This window comes from Novosphingobium aeonii, assembly GCF_052279045.1.
Classification (GTDB): domain Bacteria; phylum Pseudomonadota; class Alphaproteobacteria; order Sphingomonadales; family Sphingomonadaceae; genus Novosphingobium.
Genome location: NZ_CP176832.1, coordinates 168,114 through 191,683, shown reverse-complemented (window position 1 = coordinate 191,683; position 23,570 = coordinate 168,114). Strand labels below are relative to the sequence as shown.

The following is a 23,570-nucleotide window of genomic DNA, read 5'->3' as shown; positions in this document are numbered from 1 at the left end:
GGGCGGCGGCCGGCTCAGCCCGAGCGGGATTCGCGCGGTGTAACGAAAATACCCAGCCGCGCACTTTTCAAACCGGCGCCGGCAACCGAGCGAGTAATTGACAGGGCGCGGGCGGTCCCCCACTTGGCACAGTTCATCATGTCCACCACGCCCATCATCGACTCCAGTCGGGTTCTCGAACTGGCCCAGCCGCTCCCGCTCGACGGCGGACAGAGCCTGCCGGGCGTCCGCATCGCCTATGAGACGCACGGCACGCTCAATGCCGCGCGCGACAACGCGATTCTCATCACCCATGCGCTGACCGGCGACCATCACGTGGTCTCGGATCATCCCAAGACCGGCAAGCCCGGATGGTGGGTGCGCATGGTCGGACCGGGCAAGCCGATCGACACGGACCGGTTCTTCGTGATCTGCGCCAATGTGATCGGCTCCTGCATGGGCTCCACCGGCCCGGCCAGCCTCGCGCCGGACGGCAAGCCGTGGGGTATGCGCTTCCCGGTCATCACCATCCGCGACATGGTGCGCGGCCACGTCGCCCTGCTCGATGCGCTGGAGATCGATTGCCTCTATGCCGTCGTCGGCGGGTCGATGGGCGGAATGCAGGCGCTCAGCCTCGCCTCGAACTTCCCCGACCGGATCCGCGCAGCGCTGGTGATCGCCTCCACCGCGCGCCATTCGGCGCAGAACATCGCTTTCCACGAAGTGGGCCGCCAGTCGATCATGGCGGACCCGGAGTGGCGCGAGGGCGACTATTACGATCACGGCAAGGGCCCGGAAAAGGGCCTCTCGGTGGCGCGCATGGCCGCGCACATCACCTATCTCTCGGAAGCGGGCCTGACCGAGAAGTTCGGCCGCCGCCTCCAGAACCGCGAGGAGAAGACCTTCGGGTTCGACGCCGATTTCCAGATCGAGTCCTACCTGCGCTATCAGGGCCTGGCCTTCACGGACCGCTTCGATGCGAACTCCTACCTCTACATCACCCGCGCCATGGACTATTTCGACCTGGCCGAGGAGCATGGCGGCTTGCTGGCCAATGCCTTCGCGCAGTCCAAGGCGCGCTACTGCCTCGTCAGCTTCGACACCGACTGGCTCTACCCCACCGCGGATTCGCGCGGCGTCGTCCACGCGCTGAATGCGGCGGGCCTGCCGGTGAGCTTCGTCGAACTGTCCGCGCCTTACGGTCATGACAGCTTCCTGCTCGACGTTCCCGCGCTCGATCGCGTGGTCGAGGGATTCCTGGGAGAAGGCCGGTGACGGCATCGCATATCGAACTGTCAGACGATCCCGCCCGGCTGGATGTGGCCCGCATCCACGGCTGGCTGGCCACCAGCTACTGGTGCCCCGGCATCGAGCGCGCGCAAGTCGAGAAGCAGATCGCGGGCTCGCACTGCCTTGGCGCCTATCGCGAGGACGGGGCCCAGATCGGCTTCGCCCGCGTCATTTCCGACCGCGCCAGTTTCGCCTGGCTGGCGGACGTGTGGGTGGATGAAAGCGTGCGCGGGCAGGGGATCGGCCGGCGCCTTGCCGGCTGGTTCGTGGAGCATCCCGACTATGCAGGCATTCGCCGTTTCGGCCTTACCACGGCCGATGCCCACGGGGTCTATGCGGCGCTCGGCTTCAAGCCGCTGGCGCGCCCGGACCGGCTGATGGAGCGGCTTTCCCCCGCCTTTGCGGCGATAATGGAGGCAGGCGAATGAACGGCCTGCGTCCCGATCTCGCGGTGATCGCCGCCAATGTCGATCCCGCCGCGCGGGTGCTCGACGTGGGCTGCGGCGACGGCACGCTGATGCAGGCCCTTCGCGAAGACAAGCGGTGCGACGCGCGCGGCATGGAGCTCGATTCCGCCAATGTCGGCCTTTGCGTCGCCAAGGGCCTGTCGGTGATCCAGGGCGATGCCGACAAGGACCTGGCCTTCTACCCGGACCAGTCGGTGGACTACGCGATCCTGTCGCAGACCCTGCAGACGACGATGCGCCCGGACATGGTGCTGGAGCAGCTTCTCCGCATCGGCCGCCGCGCCTTCGTGAGTTTCCCCAACTTCGCGCACTGGCGCGTGCGGCTGTCGCTGCTGTGGGGCGGGCGGATGCCGGTTACGCGCCTGCTGCCGGTCGCCTGGTACGAGACGCCCAACATCCACCACCTTACCGTGGACGATTTCCGCGAACTGCTGCGCGAACGCGGCATCAAGGTGGAAGGCGCCTGGTTCCTCTCCGGCGACCAGCAGTGCAGCGCCGCCGCCGCGAATTTCCGCGCCGAACATGCGGTGTTCCTGCTGTCGCGCGGATAGGCGCGGCGTTTCAGCCGCCCATGGTGAGCCCGCTGTAGATGCCCAGCTTGTGGCCGTCCGGGTCGCGCATATAGGCACCGAAGGCGCCGCGCGCCTGCGGCTTGGCCTCGGGCTGGCCCTCGCAAGTGCCGCCGTTGGCGAGACCGGCGGCATGCCAGGCGCGCACGGTGGCCTCGTCGTTCGCGCCGAAGATGATCGTTCCGCCGTTGGCATGGGTGGCGGGCTCGCCGTCACGCGCCGGGCCGAGCAGGAACTTCAGGCCGTCGAGATCCCACATCACCATCGGATATTCGTTCGAGATCGCGCAGGGTTCCACGCCGAGCGCGGCGAAAGTGGCGTCATAGAAGGCGCGGGCCTTCTCAAGGTCGTTGGTGCCGAGGCGCAGGCTTTTCAGGATCATCGTTCTCTCTCCAGTTTTTTGTCGTCAGGGTCGAAGATGTTCTGAGGGCGCCTCGCCATGCTGCCACCGGCAGCACGGTGAGGCGCGGTGGGATCAGGCCTGGACGTGATGCATCGCGCAGAGCTTGTTGTTCTGCGGATCGCGCAGATAGGCGAGATAAAGCTTGCCGAACGGGAATTCGCGCAGGCCCGGCGCATCCTCGCAGCTCTGTCCGCCGGCCGCGCACCCGGCTGCATGCCAGGCATCCACCGCGGCGGTGCTGTCCATCGAGAAGCCAACCGTGCCGCCATTGGCGAAAGTGGCCTCGTTGCCGTCGATCGGGGTGACGATCATGAAGTTCGAGCCGTTGTGGGTATAGGCGAGGCGGCCTGCCGCAGGGTCGGCCATCAGCGGGGTGGCGCCCATCGCGGCGAAGATCGCGTCGTAGAAGGTCTTCGCGGCGACGAGGTCGTTGCTGCCGACGCAGATGTGGCTGAACATGCTTGGGCTCCGTGGGTGGTGAATGCACGGGGTTTGGCGGGCTGCCGCAGGCCGGTCAATCGCAGGCGGTCCGCTGCGACGATGATTGCCGGCGATGCGGCGAAAACGGGACTTATCCACGCGTTTCGCCCCCCGTGGCGGCATGGCCATTTGGCTCCGGGTGGACGCTGGAAGGCAGGTTTGGCATTCGAAATTGCCATGTGGCACATCTTCCAGTTTCCGCTCTGCCCCTTCAGCCGCAAGGTTCGGCTTCTCATGGCCGAAAAGGGCATCGCCTACGAACTCCAGACCGCGCGCCCGTGGGAGGGTGAGGACCGGCTGTTCGAGATGAACCCGGCAGGGCGCACCCCCGTGGTCAAGGAAACCGAACGCGGCACCGTCATCGTCGATAGCCGCGCCATCTGCGAATATTTCGAGGAAACCGTCGATCGCAACCCGCAGATCAGCGGCACTGCCGTGCAGCGCGCGGAAATCCGCCGCTTGATCGCCATGTTCGACGAGAATTTCTATCACGACGTATCCGGTCCGCTCCTGCATGAGCGGATGAAGAAGCGCCTCGTCCTGCGCCAGTCACCCGATGCCAAGGTGCTGCGCGAATCGATGAAGCTCGCTCACGACTATCTCGACTATATCGATTACCTGATCGACAACCGTCCCTGGCTGGCGGGCGCGACGATGACACTGGCGGATCTTGCCGCGGCGGCGCAGATCTCGGTGGCCGATTACCTCGGCGGTCTCGACTGGTCGAGCCACGAGCAGGCGCGGGGCTGGTATCTGGTGATGAAGTCGCGGCCTTCGTTCCGGCCGCTGCTCAGCGAGCGCATGGAAGTGATCCAGCCGCCCAGCCACTACGCCGAAGTGGACGCCTGAACGGATAGAGGCGGCGCAGGAAGCGAGAAGCTCCCTGCGCCGGTCGATCAGGCTGCGGCGGTCTTGGTGCCGAAGCGGCCGTGGTTGCGGAACGGCACCATCCAGCGGTCGAGGAACAGCTCCAGCGGGCGCGGCGTGATGCCGAGCTGGGCAAGGCCGGGCAACGTGCCGCTTGCGGTATTGCCGGCCTGGAGCAGCTTGAGCTGGTCGGTGCTGATCGGGGTGCCGGGCAGGGCGGCAATCAGTCCGGAAATGCCGTCGGGCAGTTCGATGAAGGTGCGATCACGCTCGGCAGCCCTGGCGATGCGCTGGTTGAGGTCGAGCATCGAGACCACTTCCGGGCCGGCGAGCTCGAAGGTCTTGCCGCCATGTGTTTCCGGGGCGGAGAGGGTTTCGGCGATCGCCTCGGCCACGTCGTCCACGAAGACCGGCTGGAGCTTCGCCTGCGGTGCGAAGACCGGCAGCACCGGCAGGCGCGAAACGAGATTGCCGAACATCATGACGAAGTTGTCGTCCGGGCCGAACATGACCGAGGGGCGCAGGATCGTGGCGGTCGGGAAGGCGGCAAGCACGGCCCGTTCGCCTTCTGCCTTGGTCCGCGCATAGGCGACGCTCGACGAGGCTTCGGCGCCGATGGCCGAGACGTGGACGAACGCAGCGGCGCCGGCGGCGCTGGCGGCAGCGGCGATGCGGCCCGCGCCTTCACCCTGCACGGCGTCGAGATTGCCGTTGAACGCGCCCACCAGGTTCACCACGGCGTCCGATCCGGCCAGCACGGCGGCCAGCGAATCGGGCTTGGTCACGTCCACGCCCGCAAACTGGACCTGCCCAAGGTTGCCGAGCAGCTTGAGGGCGTAGGATTTCTTGGGGCTGCGGCTGGCGATGCGCAGACGCGCGCCGCGTGCGAGCAGGGCCTGGGCCACATGCTTTCCGAGAAAGCCGCTGCCGCCCAGCAGCGTGACGATCTTGCCGTAGAGGGGGTCGGTGGCTTGGCTCATGGTCAGGTCCTTCAGCGGGCGCAGGCGCATGAAGGAAAGGCCGCCTGCGCTCAGGTTTCGCGCATGACCTGCGCCATTGCACAAGGCCGGTTCCGGAGCAACCGGCGGCAGCTCTCCGACGGAGATTTCGCCTTTTTTCGCGCGATTTGAAAAAAGTTCGATGAGGAGCGTTGACAACATTCCGGCAGCCCCTTAGAGGCGCCCTCCTACCCGGCGAGGACGGCACCAAAGGCCCCCTCGCTTCCGTGCCCAGATGGCGGAATTGGTAGACGCACCAGCTTCAGGTGCTGGCGCTCGCAAGGGCGTGGAGGTTCGAGTCCTCTTCTGGGCACCATTTCTCAAGCGATTGAGAATGCAAAGGGACCGTCGCAAGGCGGTCCCTTTGGCGTTTCTGCACTATCAGTCTTCAGCCAATCGAAGATACGCCGGCTATGCTTCGAATGGGCGGTCAGGGGCGAGTGCCGGTCAGCGGGAAGCTGCCGAAGGGGCCGTTTGCATTCTCGCCGCTCATCTTGCCGTCGCGAACGGTGATGTCGTAGCTAATGGTGATGGGCATCGGCATCGAGGCCTTGCCCTGGAATTTCGCACGGCCATTCTTCACGCCGCCCGCGACGTCCACCGTGCCTTGTTCTGCGGTCACCTTTCCGGTCACCACGTTGCCTGCGACCTGGAGGTTCATCACGGCCTTCTGGGGACCGACCGGGGTCTGGATCACGATGTTCCATTTACCCACGAAGTCCTGCGGTTTGGCGTTGCTGGCCTGTGCGGCCCTGGTTTTGTCCAGGAGCGCCTTCTGCTCGGCCGGGGCGGCTTGTGCCCGGGCGCGGAGGTAGAAGCGCAGGGTTTCCAGTTCCTCGTCAGTAAAGTCGGGGAAGGGCGGCATGCCGTTCATCTTCAGTGCGCCGCCCTTCACCACCTGCCGGAACGTGGCGGCGTCGGTGATCATCGGCGAATAGCGCAGGTCTGGTGCGGCGCCGCCGCCGATCGCGTTCCAGCCGTGGCAGACGAGGCAGGCGCGGGTTCCAAAGAGCATCGCGCCGGCCTGGGCCCGGGCGAGATCGGGCTTGAAGTCCGGGTCGGCCGGGGCGGCGAGTTCGGGAAGCTGGAACGGGGGAATGGTGTCTTTTCCGTCCAACGCGAAAGTCAGTACCCGGCGCGGCAGGCGGTAGTCGGTGCGGAAGGCGGCGTTGCCGGGCGAGTTGATTCCGGCACCGTTACCACCGCTTCCGGTGATGACGGTGACATATTGGCGCCCGTTCATCCGGTAGGTTATCGGAGCGCCGACGATCGGGCTTTCGGTCTTGAACGACCAGAGAGCCTTGCCGGTCTGCGCATCGCGAGCCACGAACTTGCCGTCGATCTGGCCCTGGAACACCAGGCCGCCAGCGCTGGCCATGACGCCGCCGGGCCAGTTGCCGGGCAGTTCGACTTCCCAGGCGACCGACTGCGTGACCGGGTTCCAGGCCTTGAGGAAGCTCCTGTGGCTGCCGGGCAGTTCGACCTCGGGGATCAGCGTGACGCCCATTCCGGCCGTGATCTCGCCGCCGCCCTTCTGGCCGTCGCCGATGAGGGCGCCTTGTTCGATGACCGGGATGTAGACGAGGCCGGTCAGCGGGCTGTAGGCCTGCGGCATCCACGAGTGGGCGCCGGTCGGCCCCGGCCAGACTTCGAACAAGCCGGGTTTCCCGGCATAGCGAATTCCGGGATTCTCGACCGGACGACCGGTCTTGCCGTCGATATGATCGGCCCAGGTGACCTTGGCGATCTTTTCCGCGGAGATGAAGGCGCCGGTCGCCCGGTCGATCACGTAGAAGAACCCGTTCTTGGGCGCCTGCATCAGGACCTTGCGGTCCTTGCCGTCGATCTTGAGCGTGGCGAGCGTCATGTCGGTGGTGGCGGTACAGTCCCACTGCTCGGCCGGGCACACCTGATAGTGCCACTTGTAGGCACCGGTGTTCACGTCCACCGCGACGATCGAGGAGAGGAACAGGTTGTCGCCCCCGCCGGGGCTGCGCCTGGCCTGATTGTAGGGGAATCCGTTGCCGATGCCGAGATAGACGAGATTGAGTTCCGGATCGTAGCTGAACGCGTTCCATGCCGTGCCGCCGCCGCCCCGGCGCGTGCCGTCGGGGTTGGTCCAGCCGCTGGGCCATGTCTTGCGCATGATGGCCTCGGCTTTCTCGTTGCCGGGTGAGGCCGGATCGCCGGGGGTGGTATAGAAGCGCCAGGCGAGCTTGCCGGTCTTTTCGTCATAGGCGGTGACGAAGCCGCGCGCCGGGCTGATGTCCGCCCCGCCGAAACCGACGATCACCTTGCCGCCGAAGACACGGGGCGCGCCATTCGAATTGCGCGGGGCTGCGTCCGGATAGTCGTAGGTCTTCCAGGCTTCCCTGCCGGTCTTCGCATCGAGCGATATCACGTAGCCGTCGGTAGTGACGAGGAAGACGTGTCCGGCATCGTAGGCGATGCCCTTGTTGCCCCACGACATCTGGAGCGCCGAGGTCGCGCGTTCGCGGGTGCCGCCGTCATATTCCCAGATCTGCCGTCCGGTGACGGCATCCAGCGCGCGGATGTGCGAGTGGCCGGTGGTGAGGAAGACCTTGCCCTCCGCCATGAGCGGGGTGCTGGCGGTGTAGCCGGGCTCAAGGTCGAAATGCCAGGCGAGCTTGAGTTTGCCGACGTTGCCGGTGTCTATCTCGTCGAGCGGGGAATAGTGCGTTTCGGTGCCGGTGCGGCCCCAACTGGGCCATTCGTCGGGATCGGCGACCATGGCCTGTTCGATCGGCTGGGCGGGCTTGTCGCAAGCGGTGACCACGAGCGGCGAGAATGCCGCGAGGAATAGCCGCAAGGCGGCTGAGCATGGGCGTGCGATCACGGCTTCCTTCCCCGTACTGTCTTCTCGTTGTGAAACAGCGCTATCAGCCCGGCAGGGGCTTGGGAAGATTTACTAGCCTTGGTGTATCATATCTCGCCAGCCCTTCGCCTGAGCGAATGGCGACCCGCCAGATGCGAGAACCCCGGCCTCCCGCAAAGGAGCCGGGGTTCTGCATTGGGGCGATCCCTGTGCGAATCGCCCACTGTTGGGGCCGGTTCCTGACGGGTCATCGCTTGCGGGCGATGGCCCTGCAGGGGGTGTCAGTTGGCGCCGGCGCCCATGGGAATCGGGGTGCCTTGCTTCAGGTATACGCGATTGTCTTCGATGCGATCGACATTGTCAAAAGCAATGAAATGGTGCGCGCCATCGGAACTGTCCGAACGCGTAAGCTTGATCTGGTCGTCCTTCACCGAATCGATAGTACCGACATGGGTGCCATTGTAATCAGTGACTTCCATGTGTTCACGGACGCGAAGTTTCTCGAACATAGGGATTCCTCCAGTGTCGTTCAGGACTTGATGATGACTAAACGGAGGTGCGTGATCTTCGTTCCGGCATTGGTCCCATGGCCGCCACGCTTCATGGAAAGAGGCGATCCGCGCTTGCTCAGGGCTGGGCGCCGAGGCCGAAAGTTTCGTCTCCGCGTGGGGAGAGCAGTATCCTCTCGCCGTCTACGCCGTCGATCTGGGTCGTCGCGACGAAGGACGAACCCTCGCCTTCGAGAATGACTTCCTCGCCGTCCACATGGTCGACCGTGCCGAGCACTGTGCCGTCGGCGTCGATCACCGTCATGCCTTTGCGCACGATGCCCGATTCGGTGGACCAGGCGGTCTGGACAGGGTCGAAAGGGGATGGGGAAGGGGGCATCGCAAGTCCTCCGTCAGGGGCCTGAACTGGCCTTGGTAGAGGAAGAATACCCGGCAAACCGGCCCGGTTCCACGATTCGCCGCGAAAGGGGTGGCCTACAAGCCCTAGCGTTCCCATAATGACGAAGGCGCTAGATATGCCTGTTTAAGCTGTGGGAAGTTTTACCAAACCCGCTCCAAAAACGATCAAATTTGAGTATCGTGGCTGGTGTCGGCACCGGGGCTTGCCCCGCGCCCCAGAGATCATGCGTCGGGAAAGGCGCGGAGAGCCGCGCTTCGGCTCTGCGAATCGCCCGGCGCGCCATTTGAATCGAACACCCGGAGTTGTCCGCCCATGTCCCTTCTCGAAGCCCGCAAGACCTACAAGCCCTTCGAATATCCTTGGGCCTACGACTTCTGGAAGACGCAGCAGCAGATCCACTGGCTGCCCGAGGAAGTGCCGCTGGGCGAGGACTGCCGTGACTGGGCGCAGAACATCTCCGAGCATGAGCGCAACCTGCTCACGCAGATCTTCCGCTTCTTCACCCAGGCCGACGTGGAAGTGCAGGACTGCTACCACGAGAAGTATGCGCGGGTCTTCAAGCCGACCGAGATCAAGATGATGCTCACCGCCTTCTCCAACATGGAGACGGTGCACATCGCCGCCTATTCGCACCTGCTCGACACCATCGGCATGCCAGAGAGCGAATACGGCATGTTCCTTGAATACGAGGAGCTGAAGGCCAAGCACGACTACCTCCAGAAGTTCGGCGTCGACAATGACGAGGACATCGCGCGCACGCTGGCCATGTTCGGCGGCTTCACCGAGGGCGTTCAGCTTTTCGCGAGCTTCGCGATGCTGATGAACTTCCCGCGCTTCAACAAGATGAAGGGCATGGGGCAGATCGTCTCGTGGTCCGTGCGTGACGAATCGCTGCACTGCGAGGGCATCACCCGCCTGTTCCACGCCTTCGTGAAGGAGCGCGATTGCCTCAGCAAGGCCGTGAAGGACGACATTGCCGACCAGTGCCAGACCACGGTCCGCCTGGAAGACGCCTTCATCGACCTCGCCTTCGAGATGGGCCCTGTTCCCGGCATGACCGCCAAGGACATCAAGAAGTACATCCGCTACATCGCTGACTGGCGCATGGGCCAGCTCGGCCTCAACCCGATCTACCTGATCGAGGATCACCCCCTGCCGTGGCTGCAGCCGCTGCTCAACGGCGTGGAACACGCGAACTTCTTCGAGACCCGTTCGACCGAGTATTCGAAGGGTGCGACGCGCGGGAACTGGAACGATGTGTGGTCGAACTTCGATTCGCGCCGCAACGTGAAGGCCAACGACGAAGTCCTGGTCGAGGACGGTTCCGAGCCCGACATGTTCGGCGCGACCGAGGCTGCCGAGTAATCGCGCGGCGGCCTTTTGCCAAGGTAACGAAAAAGGGCTCCCGGACGCTGTGTCCGGGAGCCCTTTTTCATGCGGGATCGGTTTGTAGAACCCGCGTCAGCACCAGTCCCGGCGATAGCCCTGCCACTGTTCCGCCAGCCCCTCTTCCACCAGCGCGGCGCCCAGGCTGCGGCCCTGCCGCGTCACCACGCGCAGGGCCCGGCCGTAGCGATCCTTGTCGCGACCGTCGCCGCCGGGCTGGAGCGAGAACGGCCCTTCGTTGAGCAGTGCGGTGAGGCGTTTGGTCGCCATGGCGCCAAGCCGGGCTTCCTCCGCGCACTCCGGCTTGCTGGTCTCCGGCGTATTGATGTCGGCGATGCGGATCTTCTCGCCTTCGTACCAGAAGGTGTCCCCGTCGACCACGCAGGTCCGGCGAACGGGCCCCGAGCAGCGCGCGAACTGCCCCGTTTCGGTATCGGCAGCGGTGGAGAAGGGCGTCTCGCCAAGGCCGGGGGCTGCCGAACGATGGCCGTGCCAGTAGTAGAGACCCGCGAGAGCCGCGAGCGGGAGCACGAAGCCGATCGGCGTCAGGCTCCAGCGGCCCCGCCGACGATATGATCTTGGCATTATGGAGAGCTGTCCTCAGGTTCCGTAGTCGCGTGCCTCTGGCGTGTCGAATTCGCCCCGGCAAGTGCGGATCAGCAAGTCCAGCTCGTGGTGGTGGAGTGCTTGCAGGAGCCGGAAGCCGAGCGTGCCGTTGCCGGTCCAGCGCACGCAGGCGTCGAGCGGCTCGGCCCCATCCGCTGCCACGACCAGCAGGTCGCCATTGGCGATGTCGGCAGGAACGAGATCGACGGGCATGACGCAGCCTAGCCGGCAACCCTGCTGCGAGACTTCCACCAGCAGCCCCGTGCCGACAAGATTTCCGTCGCGCAGGATCGATGCCCTCCGGCGCACGGCATAGCGCTGATGGGCGCGTATTCTGAGCGTATTCACAGGCAAGGCCCCCCGGCCATCCGATTCCCTGGAACTGTGGTCTGACGCCATGTTCTTATGATCCGGTTACCGGGCGCTTCCGCTCCCGATCCCGAATTCCCGTGCCTTCAGACCAGCCAGCTGCCGGGATTGGGCATCGGCGCATGCTTCTGGGCATTGAGCAGGCTCATCACGCAGCGCACGATCACCAATATGCCAACGGCCGCCAGCACGAACACGCCGATCAGCACGATCATCAGCAATATGCCCAGGATGCTTCCCGCCAGGCCCAGCCAGAAGGTGTTGATGAGGTACTGGTAGTGGGACTGTTCCCAGTCCGCCTTGGGCTCTCCCCGCCAGACGTAGGCGAGCACCACGCCGACGATGGCGGTAATCCCGGTAACGCAGGACGCGAGATACAGCAGGCTGATTATCGTCGGTTGATTGAACTCGAATCCCGAATTCGTAGTCGAGCGGTTCAGGTCGTCCATGGCTTTCTCTCCATGATGTACCCCAGGCCCTTGATGCTGCCCGCTTTGCGACTTTGGCGCAAGCATTGGATTCTCGGGCGTTTCCGGAGGGATTTCAGCGGCGCGGGAAAGGTTCGCGGGCCCACACCCGGGCGATGATTGCCGGATGGCTGCAATTGCGCTGGCGCTGCTCCGCCGGGGAGCTAGGCTGCGGCAAAACGGGGGAGAGGACGCAAGCGATGACGGAAACGATCGTCCAGACGCGCGCGGGGCGGGTTTCCGGCCTCGAAGGGGCCGGATTCACGCGATTTCTCGGCATACCTTATGCCCGCGCGGAGCGTTTCGGCGAGCCGGAGGCGGTCGCGCCCTGGTCCGGCGCGCATCCGGCCAACCGCTTCGGGCGGCAATGCCCGCAGCAGTACGGCGGCAAGGTGCGCCGCGATGTGCTGGAAGGCCCGGACTACGGCGAGGATTGCCTCCACCTCAACGTCTACCGTCCCGATGGCGGCGCGGCCGGGCCGAAGCCCGTCATGGTGTGGATCCACGGCGGAGCGTTCATGGCGGGGGGCTCGAATGCCTACGATGCCTCCCGGCTTGCGCAGGAGGGTGACATCGTCGTCGTCACCATCAATTACCGCGTAGGGGTGCTCGGTTTCGTCAACTTCGGCGATGCCCTCGGGCTTCCGGCCATTCCGTCGAACCTCGGCCTGCGTGACCAGATCGCGGCGCTCGAATGGGTGCGGGACAATATTGCGGCGTTCGGCGGCGACCCCGGGCGGGTTACGATCTGCGGACAGTCGGCGGGGTCGATGTCGGTCTCGCTGCTGATGGTCTCACCGCGGGCGAGGGGGCTGTTCCACGGCGCGGTGATGCAATCGGGCGCCGTGAGCCTCATTCACGATCGCGCGCGTTCGATCCGCGACGCGCAGCGTTTCGCGGCAGTTCTCGGGCTGGACCAGTCGAGCCTCGAACGTTTGCGGACGATGGACCTTGCGGAACTGATCGGCGCGCAGGCTGCCGTGAGCGGGCAACTCAGCAATGCCATTCCGGCGGCGCCCTGGTACGACGGCGACGTGCTGCCGGCCTCCTTCGAGGAGACCCTGTCGGCCCCCACCGCGCCGGTGCCGCTGCTTGCGGGCGCCGCGCGGGACGAGATTCGCCTGTTCGATCTCATGCCCGGCAATATCCTGCCGTCGAAGTGGCCCGATCTCGAAGCCCTGCTGCGCGAGCAACTGGGCGAGGCCCATGCCGCCCGCGTGCTTGCGGCCTATCCGCGCAACCGCAAGGGGCGGATCGCGCTGGGATCGGACCTGACTTTCATCATGCCGACGCGGCATTTCGCCGAGCGTCATTCCGCCGCCCAGCCGACCTGGTTCTATCGTTTCGACTATGCGCACCCGATCGTCGGGGCCACGCACGGATTGGACCTGACGGTGTTCTGGCCGTTCAAGGGCTTCAAGATGGCGCTTGCCCGCGGCGGGCCGGATGCCGGGCGCCGGGCGGAACTGGGCCGCCGGATGCGCGCGCATGTCGCCCATTTCGTGCGCCATGGCGATCCGGGCGACATCTGGCCGCGCTATGACCGCGCGAGCCGGAAACTGCGGGTCTACGATCTGGCCGACCGGATCGAAGCCGACCCCCTGGCCGCGCGCTACGCCGCCTGGGAAGGACGGGACGTGCAGCCGGGGCTCGGGAAGTAGATCAGCCCAGCCCGAGGAACAGGCCGGCCAGCGCGGCGCTCATCAGGTTTGACAGGCTGCCCGCGCAGAGCGCGCGCACGCCGAGGCGGGCGATGATCGGGCGCTGGTTGGGGGCGAGTCCGCCGGTCACCGCCATCTGGATGGCGATCGAGGAGAAGTTGGCGAAGCCGCAGAGCGCGAAAGTGACGACGGCCACGGTGCGCGGGCTGAGCGCCGACATCTGTCCGAGGTCGATGAAGGCGACGAATTCGTTGAGGACGATCTTGCTGCCGAACAGGCTGCCGGCCTGCATCGCCTCATGCCAGTCGGGCGTGGCGAGCAGGTAGAAGATCGGCGCGAAGAGGTAGCCCAGCAGGCCCTGGAAGGTCACGCCGGAGAAACCGAACAGCGCGCCGATCCAGCCGACGATGCCGTTGGCGAGCGCGATCAGGGCGACGAAGGCCAGCACCATGGCGCCGACGGCCACGGCCAGCTTCACGCCGGTCTGCGCGCCCTGCGAGGCGGCCATGATGATGTTGGCGGGCTTTTCCTCGTCGTGCTCGACCGCTTCGGGTTCGTCGACGTGGACGCCCGGCAGGTGAGTCACGTCGGCGCGGTTGAGCGCGGCGGCGGCGGCGCCGGCGGGTGGCAGCGTGCCCTCGTGGACTTCAACTTCGCCGGATGCGGGGTCGACCGGGGCGGGGCGCGGGTCGGGCATGATCATCTTGGCCATGAAGATGCCCCCCGGCGCCGACATGAAGGCAGCGGCGACGAGATAGTCGATGCGGATGCCCATCGAGGCATAGGCGGCCAGGATCGTGCCTGCCACGCCGGCAAGGCCCACGCTCATCACGCAGAACAGCTGCGAGGGGTTGAGCGAGGCGAGGTAGGGGCGGATCACCAGCGGTGCCTCGCTCTGGCCGACGAAGATGTTCGAGGCGGCGCAAAGGCTTTCGACCTTGCTGATCCCCGTGAGCTTTTCCAGCCCGCCGCCGATCCAGCGGACCACCAGCGGCATGATCTTCAGGTAATAGAGGATCGAGATCAGCGAGGCGAAGAAGATGATGACCGGCAGGGCCGAGATCGCGAAGCTGTGTCCGCCGATTTCCGGGCTGGCGAGGGGGCCGAACAGGAAATCGACACCGGCATGGGCATAGCCGAGCAGGCTTTCGACGCCCGAAGCGGCCCCGCCGAGCAGGTCTTTTCCGAAAGGCACATAGAGCACGAGCGCAGCCAGACCGGCCTGCAGCGCGAATGCCGCTCCCACCACGCGCAGGCGGATCGCGCGGCGATTGGTGGACAGAAGAAAGGCGGCAGCCATGATGAGGACGATGCCGAGCAGGCTGTAGGCGACGTGCATCGTCCCCATTTCTCCGAAAAACGTGCTGAATCTGTGCGCAAACCTAGAGGCGCGCATTCGTGACGGCTAGTGCAATTGTTTCGCGCCCGTTAGAGCATCGTCATGGAACCGCAAGCCCCTGCAAGCGCGCAATCCCGCGCCGTCGCCATTCCCCGCTCGATGTTCGTGTTCTCGACGCTCTATGGCGGGCTGGTCGTGCTGGCGGGCGTGCTGGGCATCAAGATCGCCTCGCTGGGCGAGTGGCCCGTCGTCGGCAATCTTGCCGTCGAGTCGGGAATCTTCGCTTTCCTGCTGCTCGTCGTCCTGTCGAGCGCGGTGGCCGAACTGCACGGAACCGCCGTGGCCAACCGGCTGGTGCGCTTCGGCTTCATCCCGCTCATCGTTTCGATGAGCCTGCTGACACTGGTGATCCACGCCGTGCCGCCGGCGCCGTTCTGGCAGGATCAGGAGGCCTTCGCCCGCCTCCTCGGTCAGGGCGCGCGGATGCAGTTCGCCGGTCTTGTCTCCTATGGCGTGTCGCAGACGCTCAACGTCACCGTGTTCTCGCGGCTTGCCGCCGGGCGCGAGGGCGGAATGCTGCTGCTGCGCGCATGGATCGCCAGCCTGCTTTCGCAAGTGGTGGACACGCTGATCTTCATCACGATCTCGTTTGCCGGTGTGCTGCCGCTCTGGGGCATCATGGAGGGCCAGATCATCTCTAAGCTGCTGCTTTCCACGATCATGGTGCCGCCGTTCATCTGGCTTTTCGTGAAGCTCGGTCGCAAACTGGACGGCGAATGAAATATTCGGCCGTCAGGGGCCGAAAACTGGGTTTTAATTCTGCGCAAGGGGTCTAAAGCGCGCCCATGCCGATTCCGCACGATCCCGCCATGCTCTCGAAGGCCGAGACGCTCGTCGATGCGCTGCCCTACCTGCAGCGTTATGCCGGTCGCACGTTCGTCGTAAAATACGGCGGCCACGCGATGGGCGATCCCGAACTGGCGCGAGATTTCGCGGAAGACGTGGTCCTGCTCAAGGCCGTGGGCATCAATCCGGTGGTCGTCCATGGCGGCGGTCCGCAGATCGGCGCCATGCTCAAGACCATGGGCGTCGAATCGCGCTTCATCGACGGGCTGCGCGTAACCGACAAGCAGACCGCGCAAGTCGCCGAGATGGTGCTGTCGGGCGTCATCAACAAGGAAATCGTCGGCTGGATCGCGCAGGCGGGCGGCAAGGCCATGGGGATTTCCGGCAAGGACGGCGGTCTCGTCACCGCCGCCAAGGTGCAGCGCACCGCCAAGGACCCGGACAGCAATATCGAGCGCGTCGTCGACCTCGGCTTCGTGGGCGAGCCTGCGACGATCGATATCGGCGTGATCGAGACGATCTCGTCTGCGGGCATGATCCCGGTGATCGCGCCGATCGCACCGGGAGAGGACGGGCAGACCTACAATATCAACGCAGACACCATGGCCGGCGCCGTTGCCGCCGCGCTGGGTGCCTCGCGCCTGTTCCTGCTGACCGACGTGCGCGGCGTGCTGGACAAGCAGGGCGAACTGCTGACGGACCTCACCCCTTCCGACATCGTGAAGCTCCAGCAGGATGGCACGATTTCGGGCGGCATGATCCCCAAGCTCGAAACCTGCATTCACGCGGTAGAAGCAGGCTGCGAAGCCGCAGTGGTGCTTGACGGGCGGGTTTCCCATGCCATGTTGCTGGAAATATTCACGCAGGAAGGTGCCGGCACGCTGATCCGCGCCGGCTAAGCCGAACTGCCCGGGGGAACTTTCCTGCTGAAAGGCAATTCGACCCACATGCGTAATACCCTCGTTCTCGCCAGTGCCGTTTCGGCCATCACGCTCCTGCTTGCCGCGTGCAACAAGGAGCCTGCAGCCGAGCCCGGCAATGGCGCGACGATGGAAGCGAGCGAGGCAGCCGTCACGACTGACGGACCTTCGGCGGAAGCCACGGGCGCTGCCAGTGCAGGTGCCGGTGTCGCCAGCCCGCTCGATCAGGGCGCGCTCACCGAACGGCGCGATCCGGAACGCCTGCTGCGTTACTACACCAACGCGCTGCGCATGGGTGCATGGGACGAGGCTGTGAAGGCCTGGACCCTGGACGCGCAGATGACCTCGGAGCGACTGGCGAGGGAATTCGGCGGCGATGCCGGTCCAAAGATCGCGGTCGGCAAGGGCGACTTGGCCAATGCGGCCGGTTCGCTCTATTACGAGGCCCCGCTGGTGATCGACTTTGCCGATGGCCGTCCGTCACGCCGGGGCACCATTGTCCTGCGGCGCGTCAACGATGTGCCGGGCGCCAGCCAGCAGCAGCTCAACTGGCGGATCGAGCGGACCTCCACGCTGCCTCAATAAGGCAGCTCACGACCTGAGAGCGCACGGTGTGTAACCGCGCGTTGCTCGAAAGCGGGCCGCGCTTGCCCCGCCTGCCCTGCCTCGGCTATCAGGCGGGCGCTTCATTCCTCAGAAAGGCCCCACGCCCATGCTCGGCGGTGTGATCAACGCCCTTATCTATCTCGTACAGATCCTTACCACGCTGGTGCTTGTCCAGTTCGTGCTGGGTCTGCTGATCTCCTTCAACGTGGTGAACCTGCATAACCGGTTCGTCGAGGCGATCTGGCGGGCGCTCAATGCGTTGCTCGATCCGATCCTCAGCCCGATCCGGCGGATCATGCCCAATACGGGCGGGATCGACTTCTCGCCGATGGTGCTGATCATCGGCCTGAACGTGCTCATCATGATCCTCCAGCCGATGGCCTACTGACATGACCACCGAGAACCAGATCATCGACGGCAAGGCGTTTGCCGAGGGCCTGCGCAGCCGCATCGCGGTTGCCGCCGCGGCATTCGAACGGCAGGCCGCCCGCAAGGCAGGCCTCGCGGTCGTGCTGGTGGGCGAAGACCCGGCAAGCCAGGTCTATGTCCGCAACAAGGGCAAGCAGACCGTGGCCTGCGGCATGGAGAGCTTCGAGCACAAGCTGCCCGCCGACACGTCCGAGGAAGATCTGCTGGCGGTTGTCGAGCAGCTCAATGCCGATCCCGCCGTGGACGGCATTCTCGTCCAGCTTCCCCTGCCTTCGCATATGAACGAGCAGAAGGTCATCGCCACGATCAACCCCGACAAGGACGTTGACGGCTTCCATGTCGTCAACGTCGGGCGCCTCGCCACCGGGCTGCCGGGCTTCGTGCCGTGCACGCCGCTGGGCTGCGTGATGTTGCTCAAGGACCGGCTGGGCTCGCTTTCCGGGCTGAACGCGGTGGTGATCGGCCGTTCGAACATCGTCGGCAAGCCGATGGCGCAGCTCCTCATCGCGGAAAGCTGCACCGTCACCGTGGCGCACAGCCGCACCAGGGACCTGCCCGAAGTCGTGCGCGGCGCCGATATCGTGATTGCGGCCGTCGGCCGCCCCGAGATGGTGAAGGGCGACTGGCTCAAGCCCGGCGCAACCGTGATCGACGTGGGCATCAATCGCGTGCCGGCGGCCGAAGAGGGCAAGAGCAAGCTGGTGGGCGACGTGGACTTCGCCTCGGCCGCGCAAGTTGCGGGCGCTATCACCCCGGTTCCGGGCGGGGTCGGCCCCATGACCATCGCCGTCCTGCTGCGCAACACGATCGTCGCCGCGCATCGCAATGCGGGTCTGTCGCTGGACGAGAGCGTGCTTTGAACCGCGCGCTGCTCGGCGCCCTTGGCGGGGTCGCGACGCTTCTGCTGATCGCCGCTCCCGCCGTGGCCGAGCGGCGCCCGCCGCGCGCACCCGGCGTAGGCACCGCCAATCCCAGCGCACTGATCGCGTCCGAGATCGCCTTCGCGCGCATGGCGCGCGAGAAAGGCCAGTGGAAGGCCTTCGACGAATTCGCGGATGACGCGGCAGTGATGTTCGTGCCGCAGCCGGTTCGCGCCAAAGAATGGCTGAGCGGCCGAAAGGAACCGGCCGCCGCCGTGCAGTGGCAGGCTCACCAGGTCTGGATGAGCTGCGATGGTACGATGGGCGTGACCAGGGGTGCCTGGCAGCAGGCAGACGGTTCGGTCGGCTATTTCACCACGATCTGGCAGCAGCGCAAGAAGGGCGATTTTCGCTGGGTGCTCGACCAGGGCGATACGCTCGCCCAGCCGATGCAGGAGCCGGAGATGCTGTCTGCCTCCGTGGCGGACTGCGCGCGGGGCGGGAACGGCGCCTCGCCCGGCGATGAGCTGCTGGTCGAGCGGGATTCGGCCAAGGCGGCGCCGGGCATGGATGGCAAGGGGCGTTCGAAGGACGGCACTTTGACCTGGAGCTATCACGTGAACGCCGACCATTCGCGCTCGCTGGTCGTCTCGCTGATGAAGAATGGGGGCATGGCCGAAGTTCTGCGCAGCGATGTAGCGGCCCCGAAGGGACAATAACCGGCATGTACGAGCTTTTCCTGAGTGCTTTCGTCACGCTCTTCGTGGTGATCGATCCGCCGGGCTGCGCACCGATCTATGCCGGGCTCTCGGCCGATGCCAGCCGGTCTCAGGCGATCTCCATGGCCGCGCGTGCCTGCGTGATCGCGACCGCCATTCTGGTGGTCTTCGCGCTTTTCGGCGCGCGGCTTCTGGGGGCGCTGCATATCGAACTGAATGCCTTCCGCATCGCGGGCGGCATCATGCTGTTCATGATCGCCATCGACATGGTGTTCGAGAAGCGCACCCAGCGCCGCGAGGAGCGGGCGGAGAAGATCATCGCCCATAATGCCGAAACGCCCGAGGTGGACGATGTTTCGGTGTTCCCCATGGCCATGCCGATGCTGGCGGGGCCGGGCTCGATCGCGACGATCATGCTGCTCACCTCGCGCGCGCACGGCGCGGAGCAGACCATGGCGATCCTCGCGGCGATGGTCGCGGTCATGGTGCTGAGCTTTGCCGCGCTGGCGGCTGCCGGCCCGCTGATGCGCATTCTGGGCGACAAGGTGGAGGCGGTTATCACGCGGCTTCTCGGCGTGTTGCTGGCGGCGCTCGCGGCGCAATACGTGATCGACGGCGTCAAGGCCGTGCTGCTGAACTGACCTTCCCGCAGCAAGCCATGAGCAGGCAATGAAAAGGCCCGCCGGATCGCTCCGGCGGGCCTTTTTTGTCGAAGCCCCTAAGCCTCAGCGCAGGCGCAGCGGCACGAAGGCGGCGGGCTGACCACGCGGCTGCACGCGCAGCAGGATCGCCGAGCGGCCATCGGCCTTGGCGGCCTTGATGGCGTTTTCGAGGTCGGCCTGCGTCGAAACCGGCGCATTGTTGGCCGAGAGGATGATGAACCCGCGGGCAAAGCCCTTCTGGCCGGCATCCGAGCTCGGATCGACGGCGACGATGACGAGGCCCTTGGTGCCTTCCGAGGCCCCGAGCTGCCGCGCGATCTGCGAAGTCAGCGGCGTTACCGAGAGACCCAGCGACTTTTCGACAACGCTCTGGCCCTGTTCCTTGGGCGGATTGTTGAACGGATCGCTGTCCTGATCGGTGCTGGGATCGAAGGTCTGCTGGAGTTCGTCCTCGCTCGGGCGCTTGTCGACCGTGGCGGTCAGCGTCATGCGGCGGCCGTTGCGGATCAGCTCGATCGGGATGCGCGTTCCCGGCGCGGTGTTGGCGACGAGGAACGAGAGGTTCTGGTCGCGCGTCACTTCCTTGCCGTCAACCTTCACCACGACGTCGCCCGCCTGGATTCCGGCCTTGGCCGCGGCACCGTCCGGCACGACGGCCTGGATGAATTCGCCCTTGTTGTGTTCGAGGCCCATCGAATCGGCAAGATCCTCGTTGAGGGCCTGGATGGTCACGCCAAGGTAGCCGCGCTCGATCGCCTGGCCCTTCATCAGCTTCTGCACGATGGGAGCGGCGGTTTCGGCGGGAATCGCGAAGCCGATGCCGACGCTGCCGCCAGTGGGCGAGAAGATCGCGTTGTTGATGCCGATGACCTGGCCGTTCATGTCGAACATCGGCCCGCCCGAGTTGCCGCGGTTGATCGCCGCGTCGGTCTGGAGGTAGCGATCATAGGCGCCCGAGCCCGAGCCGGTGTTGCGGTAGACGGCCGAGATGATGCCCGCCGTCACCGTTCCGCCAAGGCCGAACGGATTGCCGATGGCGATGATCCAGTCACCCACGCGGGCCTTCGAGCTGTCGCCGAACTTCACGTAGGGCAGCGGCTTGCTGGAAGTGATCTTGAGCACCGCGAGATCGGATGCGGCGTCCTTGCCGATCAGCTTGGCGGGATACTCGGTGCCGTCCGGCATGGTCACGGTGATCGATTCGACCTGACCCTTGCCTTCCGCGGTGATGACGTGGTTGTTCGTCACCACATAGCCGTCGGCCGAGACGATGAAGCCCGAGCCGAGCGACTGGGCTTCGCGGGTTTGCGGGCTGGCGCCGCCACCGCCGCCGCCGCCGAACAGACCCTCGAACGGGGTTCCGGCGAAGGGATTGCCGCCGCCCTGCACCTGGACGCGCTGGCGCGTCGAGATGTTGACTACCGCAGGCTGAAGCTGCTCGGTCAGGTCCGCAAAGCCGCTGGGCGCGCCGGCGCGGGGCACCACGTTGGCCATCTGGCTGGCTTCGTTCTGGGCAACCTGGGCCCCTGCGGGATAGCCGGTCACCAGCGTGGCGGTGGCGCCTCCCAGCAGGAGCGCTGTGGTCAGTCCATAAGCGTATCGCACGGGCTTCACGTCCTTTGATTCCTCCGTCTTGGCGGTGCAGCGTCACCATCCGCCGACTGATGCCGATTGAAGCTCTGGGAGCTTAACCGGATTTGAATAGGCGGCCTTTCAAGCGCTTCGCGCCGGTCACGGTTCCCTGAAGTGGTTGAGATAGGCATTGTCGGGAGAAAGCAGGATGGTCTTCCCGGCCTCTCCCTTGGCGAACGAAATTCCATAGCTCTGCATGGAGCGGTAGAAATCGTAGAATTGCGGGTCCTTGCCGAAGGCGGCCGCATAGATCTTCGAGGCCTGCGCTTCCGCGTCGGCCTGAATGATCTGCGCGTCCTTCTGGCCCTGCGCGGTGATCGTCTTGGCTTCCTCGTCGCGCGAGGCCTGCATGCGGGTGAAGGCGCTTTCGAGCGCGCCTTCGGGAAGATCCGCGCGCTTGATCCGCACGTCGACGACTTGCGCACCATATTCGCGCGCCTCGCGGTCGAGCCCGTCGCGGATGTTCTCCATCGCCTTGCCGCGTTCGGCGGTCAGCAGCGACTGGAACGTGCGCTTGCCCAGTTCCTGGCGAAGCACCGAGGAAAGGATCGGTTCGAGCTGTTCGGTCACGCGTTCGCTGGTGCCCGCGGTTTCGACCATCTTGACCGGATCGATGATGCGATAGCGCGCATAGGCATCGACGTTCAGGCGAAGCTGGTCGGTCGAGAGGACCTGCTGCTGCTGCATGTCCACGGACAGCAGGCGCTTGTCGATGCGGATCACGCGGTCCACCATCGGAATGCGGAAGTGAACGCCCGCGCCGGTCTGGCCGTAGTCGGCCTTGGGCACATAGGGGTTGTACACCGCAATGGGCCTGCCGGTGCGAACGATGACCGCCTGCTCCGTTTCCGGCACCACGATCATGCTGAGCATCAGCCCGACAACGGCGGCCCCGCCCAGGAACCAGGCGGCCTTGTAGTCCTGCCAGAGGCGATTCATCACTGGCCTCCCTTGGATGCGTCGACGGTGGCGGCCGGCGTGGGCGCGGCAACCACGGTTTCCTCGGCGGCCGGGGCCCGGCGCTTCATCTCGGAAAGGGGGAGGTACGTGTTCATGTTCTTGGCTTCGGCGACGACGGTGTCGTTGTCGCGCAGCACCCGCTCCATCGTTTCGTAGTACATGCGGCGCTTGGTCACTTCGGGCGCGAGCTTGTACTGTTCATAGACCTTGTCGAACGAGGCGGCCTCGCCCTGGGCGCGGGCAAGCGTCTGCTGCGCCCAGGCACGAGCCTTGGAGCGATCGCGGTCCGCTTCCTGCTGGGAGACGTTGACCTGGTCGAACGCTTCCTTGGTCTTGGCCGGGGGATCGGCCTTCTTGATTTCCACGCCCTGGATCGAGACGCCCGAGCGATAGTAATCGAGAATGCGCTGGGTCCGGTCGCGCACGTCCTGCTCGACCACGGCGCGGCCGGCGCCGGACAGCGTCTCGTTCAGCGTGATCTGGCCGATAGACGCGCGCATTGCCGCTTCCGCCACTTCGCGCACCGTTTCGTCAGGATCGGCGAGACGGTAGGTGTAGTCTTTCAGGTTCTTGATGTTCCAGCGCACCAGATAGCTGAGATCGACGAGGTTCTTGTCGCCCGTCAGCATCAGCTTTTCGCCCTCGCCCTCTGGGATCGTGTAGACGGTGAACGAACGCACGTCCTTCACGTCGACCTGTTCGATCGGCCAGGGGAGGGTGAGCGAAAGGCCGGAATCGATCGTGCGGGAATACTGGCCCAGCCGCGAAACGATGCCCTGCTCCTTGGGGCCGAGCATGTGGACCATGGAGATGCCGAGCATCGCGGCAACCGCGATGCCGATGCCGAGCGGCAGCCACGACTTGCCGTCGGGGCGGCGCGGCAAGTTGGGGAATCCGCCGCCGGGTCCGAAGCCGCCGCCTCCGCCGCCGGGGCGGCGCGGATCGCGCGGGCGGAAGATGTCCTCGATGCCGGCGGAGCGGCGCGGCGGGGTTTCACTGCCGCTGGGAAGCCACGGGTTGCGAGGGCCCTTGCGATCATCGGGACGGCTTTCCGGCGGCTTGCCCTGTTCGCCCCTGCTGCCGGGGGCTTCGCCTGAAGGCTCGTCGTTACGGCCTTCGTCCTGACCCTCGGGCACGCCTTCGTTGCCGCCTTCGCCGGGATCTCCCGCAGGACCATTGCCGTCATTTCCGCCGCCGCCCCAAGGGCTTTGACGTCCGGTCATGGCGAGGCCTGCGCGCGTGATTGCACCACCAATAGCTTTCATAGGCTTATCTATAGGTGCGCTATTCGCACAAAAACAGTGCCTCTC

At 65.5% G+C, this 23,570-nt stretch carries 26 protein-coding genes and 1 tRNA gene; 14 read left to right on the top strand and 13 right to left on the bottom strand.

Features of this window, described 5'->3' with window-relative positions; all coding sequences use genetic code 11:
- The first annotated feature begins 138 nt into the window (after positions 1–138).
- From metX to metW, 3 genes are read left to right on the top strand one after another with little or no spacing between them, the layout of a single operon-like run.
- A complete protein-coding gene (gene metX / locus ACLIMP_RS01010; protein WP_132469179.1) occupies positions 139–1,254 on the top strand; it encodes a homoserine O-acetyltransferase MetX in 1,116 nt (371 codons plus the stop codon).
- Entirely contained in the window at positions 1,251–1,697 is a 447-nt protein-coding gene (locus ACLIMP_RS01005) for a GNAT family N-acetyltransferase (RefSeq protein ID WP_324696945.1), read from the top strand. The genes metX and ACLIMP_RS01005 overlap by 4 nt, the downstream gene beginning before the upstream one ends.
- Positions 1,694–2,287, top strand: a complete 594-nt coding sequence (metW, locus tag ACLIMP_RS01000) for a methionine biosynthesis protein MetW (RefSeq protein ID WP_185998570.1) — start codon at positions 1,694–1,696, stop codon at positions 2,285–2,287. The genes ACLIMP_RS01005 and metW overlap by 4 nt, the downstream gene beginning before the upstream one ends.
- Before the next feature lie 10 nt (positions 2,288–2,297).
- Here the strand turns inward: metW and ACLIMP_RS00995 are convergent, their stop codons facing one another.
- Both ACLIMP_RS00995 and ACLIMP_RS00990 read right to left on the bottom strand, forming a co-directional pair.
- On the bottom strand, positions 2,298–2,687 hold the full coding sequence (locus tag ACLIMP_RS00995; protein ID WP_054439508.1) for a VOC family protein: 390 nt from the start codon (positions 2,685–2,687) through the stop codon (positions 2,298–2,300).
- A gap of 93 nt (positions 2,688–2,780) precedes the next feature.
- On the bottom strand, positions 2,781–3,167 hold the full coding sequence (locus ACLIMP_RS00990; protein ID WP_054439509.1) for a VOC family protein: 387 nt from the start codon (positions 3,165–3,167) through the stop codon (positions 2,781–2,783).
- Positions 3,168–3,365: 198 nt separating this feature from the next.
- Between ACLIMP_RS00990 and ACLIMP_RS00985 the strand changes: the two genes are divergently transcribed.
- Positions 3,366–4,037 (top strand): glutathione S-transferase family protein, encoded by a 672-nt coding sequence (locus ACLIMP_RS00985; RefSeq protein WP_054439511.1) that lies wholly within the window; start codon positions 3,366–3,368, stop codon positions 4,035–4,037.
- A 47-nt stretch (positions 4,038–4,084) separates the two neighbouring features.
- Here the strand turns inward: ACLIMP_RS00985 and ACLIMP_RS00980 are convergent, their stop codons facing one another.
- Complete coding sequence (locus ACLIMP_RS00980) at positions 4,085–5,035, bottom strand: complex I NDUFA9 subunit family protein (RefSeq protein WP_185998571.1); 951 nt, start codon at positions 5,033–5,035, stop codon at positions 4,085–4,087.
- Positions 5,036–5,282: 247 nt separating this feature from the next.
- Here ACLIMP_RS00980 and ACLIMP_RS00975 point away from each other — a divergent pair.
- A tRNA-Leu gene (locus ACLIMP_RS00975) sits at positions 5,283–5,369 on the top strand.
- A gap of 114 nt (positions 5,370–5,483) precedes the next feature.
- On the opposite strand, the gene ACLIMP_RS00970 is transcribed toward ACLIMP_RS00975, so the two are convergent.
- From ACLIMP_RS00970 to ACLIMP_RS00960, 3 genes are all read right to left on the bottom strand, one after another.
- A complete protein-coding gene (locus tag ACLIMP_RS00970; protein WP_324696939.1) occupies positions 5,484–7,910 on the bottom strand; it encodes a PQQ-dependent dehydrogenase, methanol/ethanol family in 2,427 nt (808 codons plus the stop codon).
- A gap of 260 nt (positions 7,911–8,170) precedes the next feature.
- Complete coding sequence (locus ACLIMP_RS00965) at positions 8,171–8,398, bottom strand: DUF2171 domain-containing protein (protein ID WP_054439513.1); 228 nt, start codon at positions 8,396–8,398, stop codon at positions 8,171–8,173.
- A 118-nt stretch (positions 8,399–8,516) separates the two neighbouring features.
- Entirely contained in the window at positions 8,517–8,777 is a 261-nt protein-coding gene (locus tag ACLIMP_RS00960) for a DUF2171 domain-containing protein (protein WP_185998630.1), read from the bottom strand.
- A 333-nt stretch (positions 8,778–9,110) separates the two neighbouring features.
- Here ACLIMP_RS00960 and ACLIMP_RS00955 point away from each other — a divergent pair, with 333 nt between their 5' ends.
- The gene (locus tag ACLIMP_RS00955; protein ID WP_054439516.1) at positions 9,111–10,163 is read left to right on the top strand and encodes a ribonucleotide-diphosphate reductase subunit beta; all 1,053 of its coding nucleotides are present in this window, start codon (positions 9,111–9,113) and stop codon (positions 10,161–10,163) included.
- Between the two features lie 96 nt (positions 10,164–10,259).
- On the opposite strand, the gene ACLIMP_RS00950 is transcribed toward ACLIMP_RS00955, so the two are convergent.
- The 3 genes from ACLIMP_RS00950 to ACLIMP_RS00940 form a co-directional block, all read right to left on the bottom strand.
- On the bottom strand, positions 10,260–10,769 hold the full coding sequence (locus tag ACLIMP_RS00950) for a thermonuclease family protein (RefSeq protein ID WP_324696935.1): 510 nt from the start codon (positions 10,767–10,769) through the stop codon (positions 10,260–10,262).
- A 15-nt stretch (positions 10,770–10,784) separates the two neighbouring features.
- Complete coding sequence (locus tag ACLIMP_RS00945; RefSeq protein ID WP_054439521.1) at positions 10,785–11,138, bottom strand: PilZ domain-containing protein; 354 nt, start codon at positions 11,136–11,138, stop codon at positions 10,785–10,787.
- A gap of 107 nt (positions 11,139–11,245) precedes the next feature.
- Complete coding sequence (locus tag ACLIMP_RS00940) at positions 11,246–11,608, bottom strand: DUF4870 family protein (protein WP_054439523.1); 363 nt, start codon at positions 11,606–11,608, stop codon at positions 11,246–11,248.
- Positions 11,609–11,826: 218 nt separating this feature from the next.
- Here ACLIMP_RS00940 and ACLIMP_RS00935 point away from each other — a divergent pair, with 218 nt between their 5' ends.
- Positions 11,827–13,287: a carboxylesterase/lipase family protein gene (locus tag ACLIMP_RS00935; protein WP_443477997.1), complete on the top strand. Its 1,461-nt coding sequence runs from the start codon at positions 11,827–11,829 to the stop codon at positions 13,285–13,287.
- 1 nt (position 13,288) lies between these two features.
- Here ACLIMP_RS00935 and ACLIMP_RS00930 read toward each other — a convergent pair whose 3' ends face one another.
- Positions 13,289–14,626, bottom strand: a complete 1,338-nt coding sequence (locus ACLIMP_RS00930) for a NupC/NupG family nucleoside CNT transporter (RefSeq protein ID WP_054439526.1) — start codon at positions 14,624–14,626, stop codon at positions 13,289–13,291.
- 102 nt (positions 14,627–14,728) lie between these two features.
- Here ACLIMP_RS00930 and ACLIMP_RS00925 point away from each other — a divergent pair, with 102 nt between their 5' ends.
- The 7 genes from ACLIMP_RS00925 (at position 14,729) to ACLIMP_RS00895 (ending at position 19,647) form a co-directional block, all read left to right on the top strand.
- On the top strand, positions 14,729–15,406 hold the full coding sequence (locus ACLIMP_RS00925; protein WP_054439528.1) for a queuosine precursor transporter: 678 nt from the start codon (positions 14,729–14,731) through the stop codon (positions 15,404–15,406).
- 65 nt (positions 15,407–15,471) lie between these two features.
- Positions 15,472–16,371 (top strand): acetylglutamate kinase, encoded by a 900-nt coding sequence (gene argB / locus ACLIMP_RS00920; RefSeq protein ID WP_054439530.1) that lies wholly within the window; start codon positions 15,472–15,474, stop codon positions 16,369–16,371.
- Positions 16,372–16,419: 48 nt separating this feature from the next.
- The gene (locus ACLIMP_RS00915) at positions 16,420–16,977 is read left to right on the top strand and encodes a hypothetical protein (RefSeq protein WP_185998633.1); all 558 of its coding nucleotides are present in this window, start codon (positions 16,420–16,422) and stop codon (positions 16,975–16,977) included.
- A gap of 127 nt (positions 16,978–17,104) precedes the next feature.
- Positions 17,105–17,386 (top strand): YggT family protein, encoded by a 282-nt coding sequence (locus ACLIMP_RS00910; RefSeq protein WP_054439534.1) that lies wholly within the window; start codon positions 17,105–17,107, stop codon positions 17,384–17,386.
- A 1-nt stretch (position 17,387) separates the two neighbouring features.
- The gene (gene folD, locus ACLIMP_RS00905; RefSeq protein WP_324696927.1) at positions 17,388–18,287 is read left to right on the top strand and encodes a bifunctional methylenetetrahydrofolate dehydrogenase/methenyltetrahydrofolate cyclohydrolase FolD; all 900 of its coding nucleotides are present in this window, start codon (positions 17,388–17,390) and stop codon (positions 18,285–18,287) included.
- Positions 18,284–19,006, top strand: coding sequence for a hypothetical protein (locus tag ACLIMP_RS00900; protein ID WP_324696926.1), 723 nt, complete (start codon positions 18,284–18,286; stop codon positions 19,004–19,006). Before folD ends, ACLIMP_RS00900 begins: the two co-directional genes overlap by 4 nt.
- Before the next feature lie 5 nt (positions 19,007–19,011).
- Positions 19,012–19,647, top strand: a complete 636-nt coding sequence (locus ACLIMP_RS00895; protein WP_054439535.1) for a MarC family protein — start codon at positions 19,012–19,014, stop codon at positions 19,645–19,647.
- An 84-nt stretch (positions 19,648–19,731) separates the two neighbouring features.
- On the opposite strand, the gene ACLIMP_RS00890 is transcribed toward ACLIMP_RS00895, so the two are convergent.
- From ACLIMP_RS00890 to hflK, 3 genes are all read right to left on the bottom strand, one after another.
- On the bottom strand, positions 19,732–21,273 hold the full coding sequence (locus ACLIMP_RS00890) for a Do family serine endopeptidase (protein ID WP_197283087.1): 1,542 nt from the start codon (positions 21,271–21,273) through the stop codon (positions 19,732–19,734).
- A 126-nt stretch (positions 21,274–21,399) separates the two neighbouring features.
- Positions 21,400–22,239 carry a protease modulator HflC gene (gene hflC / locus ACLIMP_RS00885; RefSeq protein WP_054439538.1) on the bottom strand — a complete coding sequence of 280 codons (840 nt, stop codon included), beginning with the start codon at positions 22,237–22,239 and terminating at the stop codon, positions 21,400–21,402.
- Positions 22,239–23,483 (bottom strand): protease modulator HflK, encoded by a 1,245-nt coding sequence (gene hflK, locus ACLIMP_RS00880; protein ID WP_443477996.1) that lies wholly within the window; start codon positions 23,481–23,483, stop codon positions 22,239–22,241. The genes hflC and hflK overlap by 1 nt, the downstream gene beginning before the upstream one ends.
- Positions 23,484–23,570 lie beyond the last annotated feature (87 nt).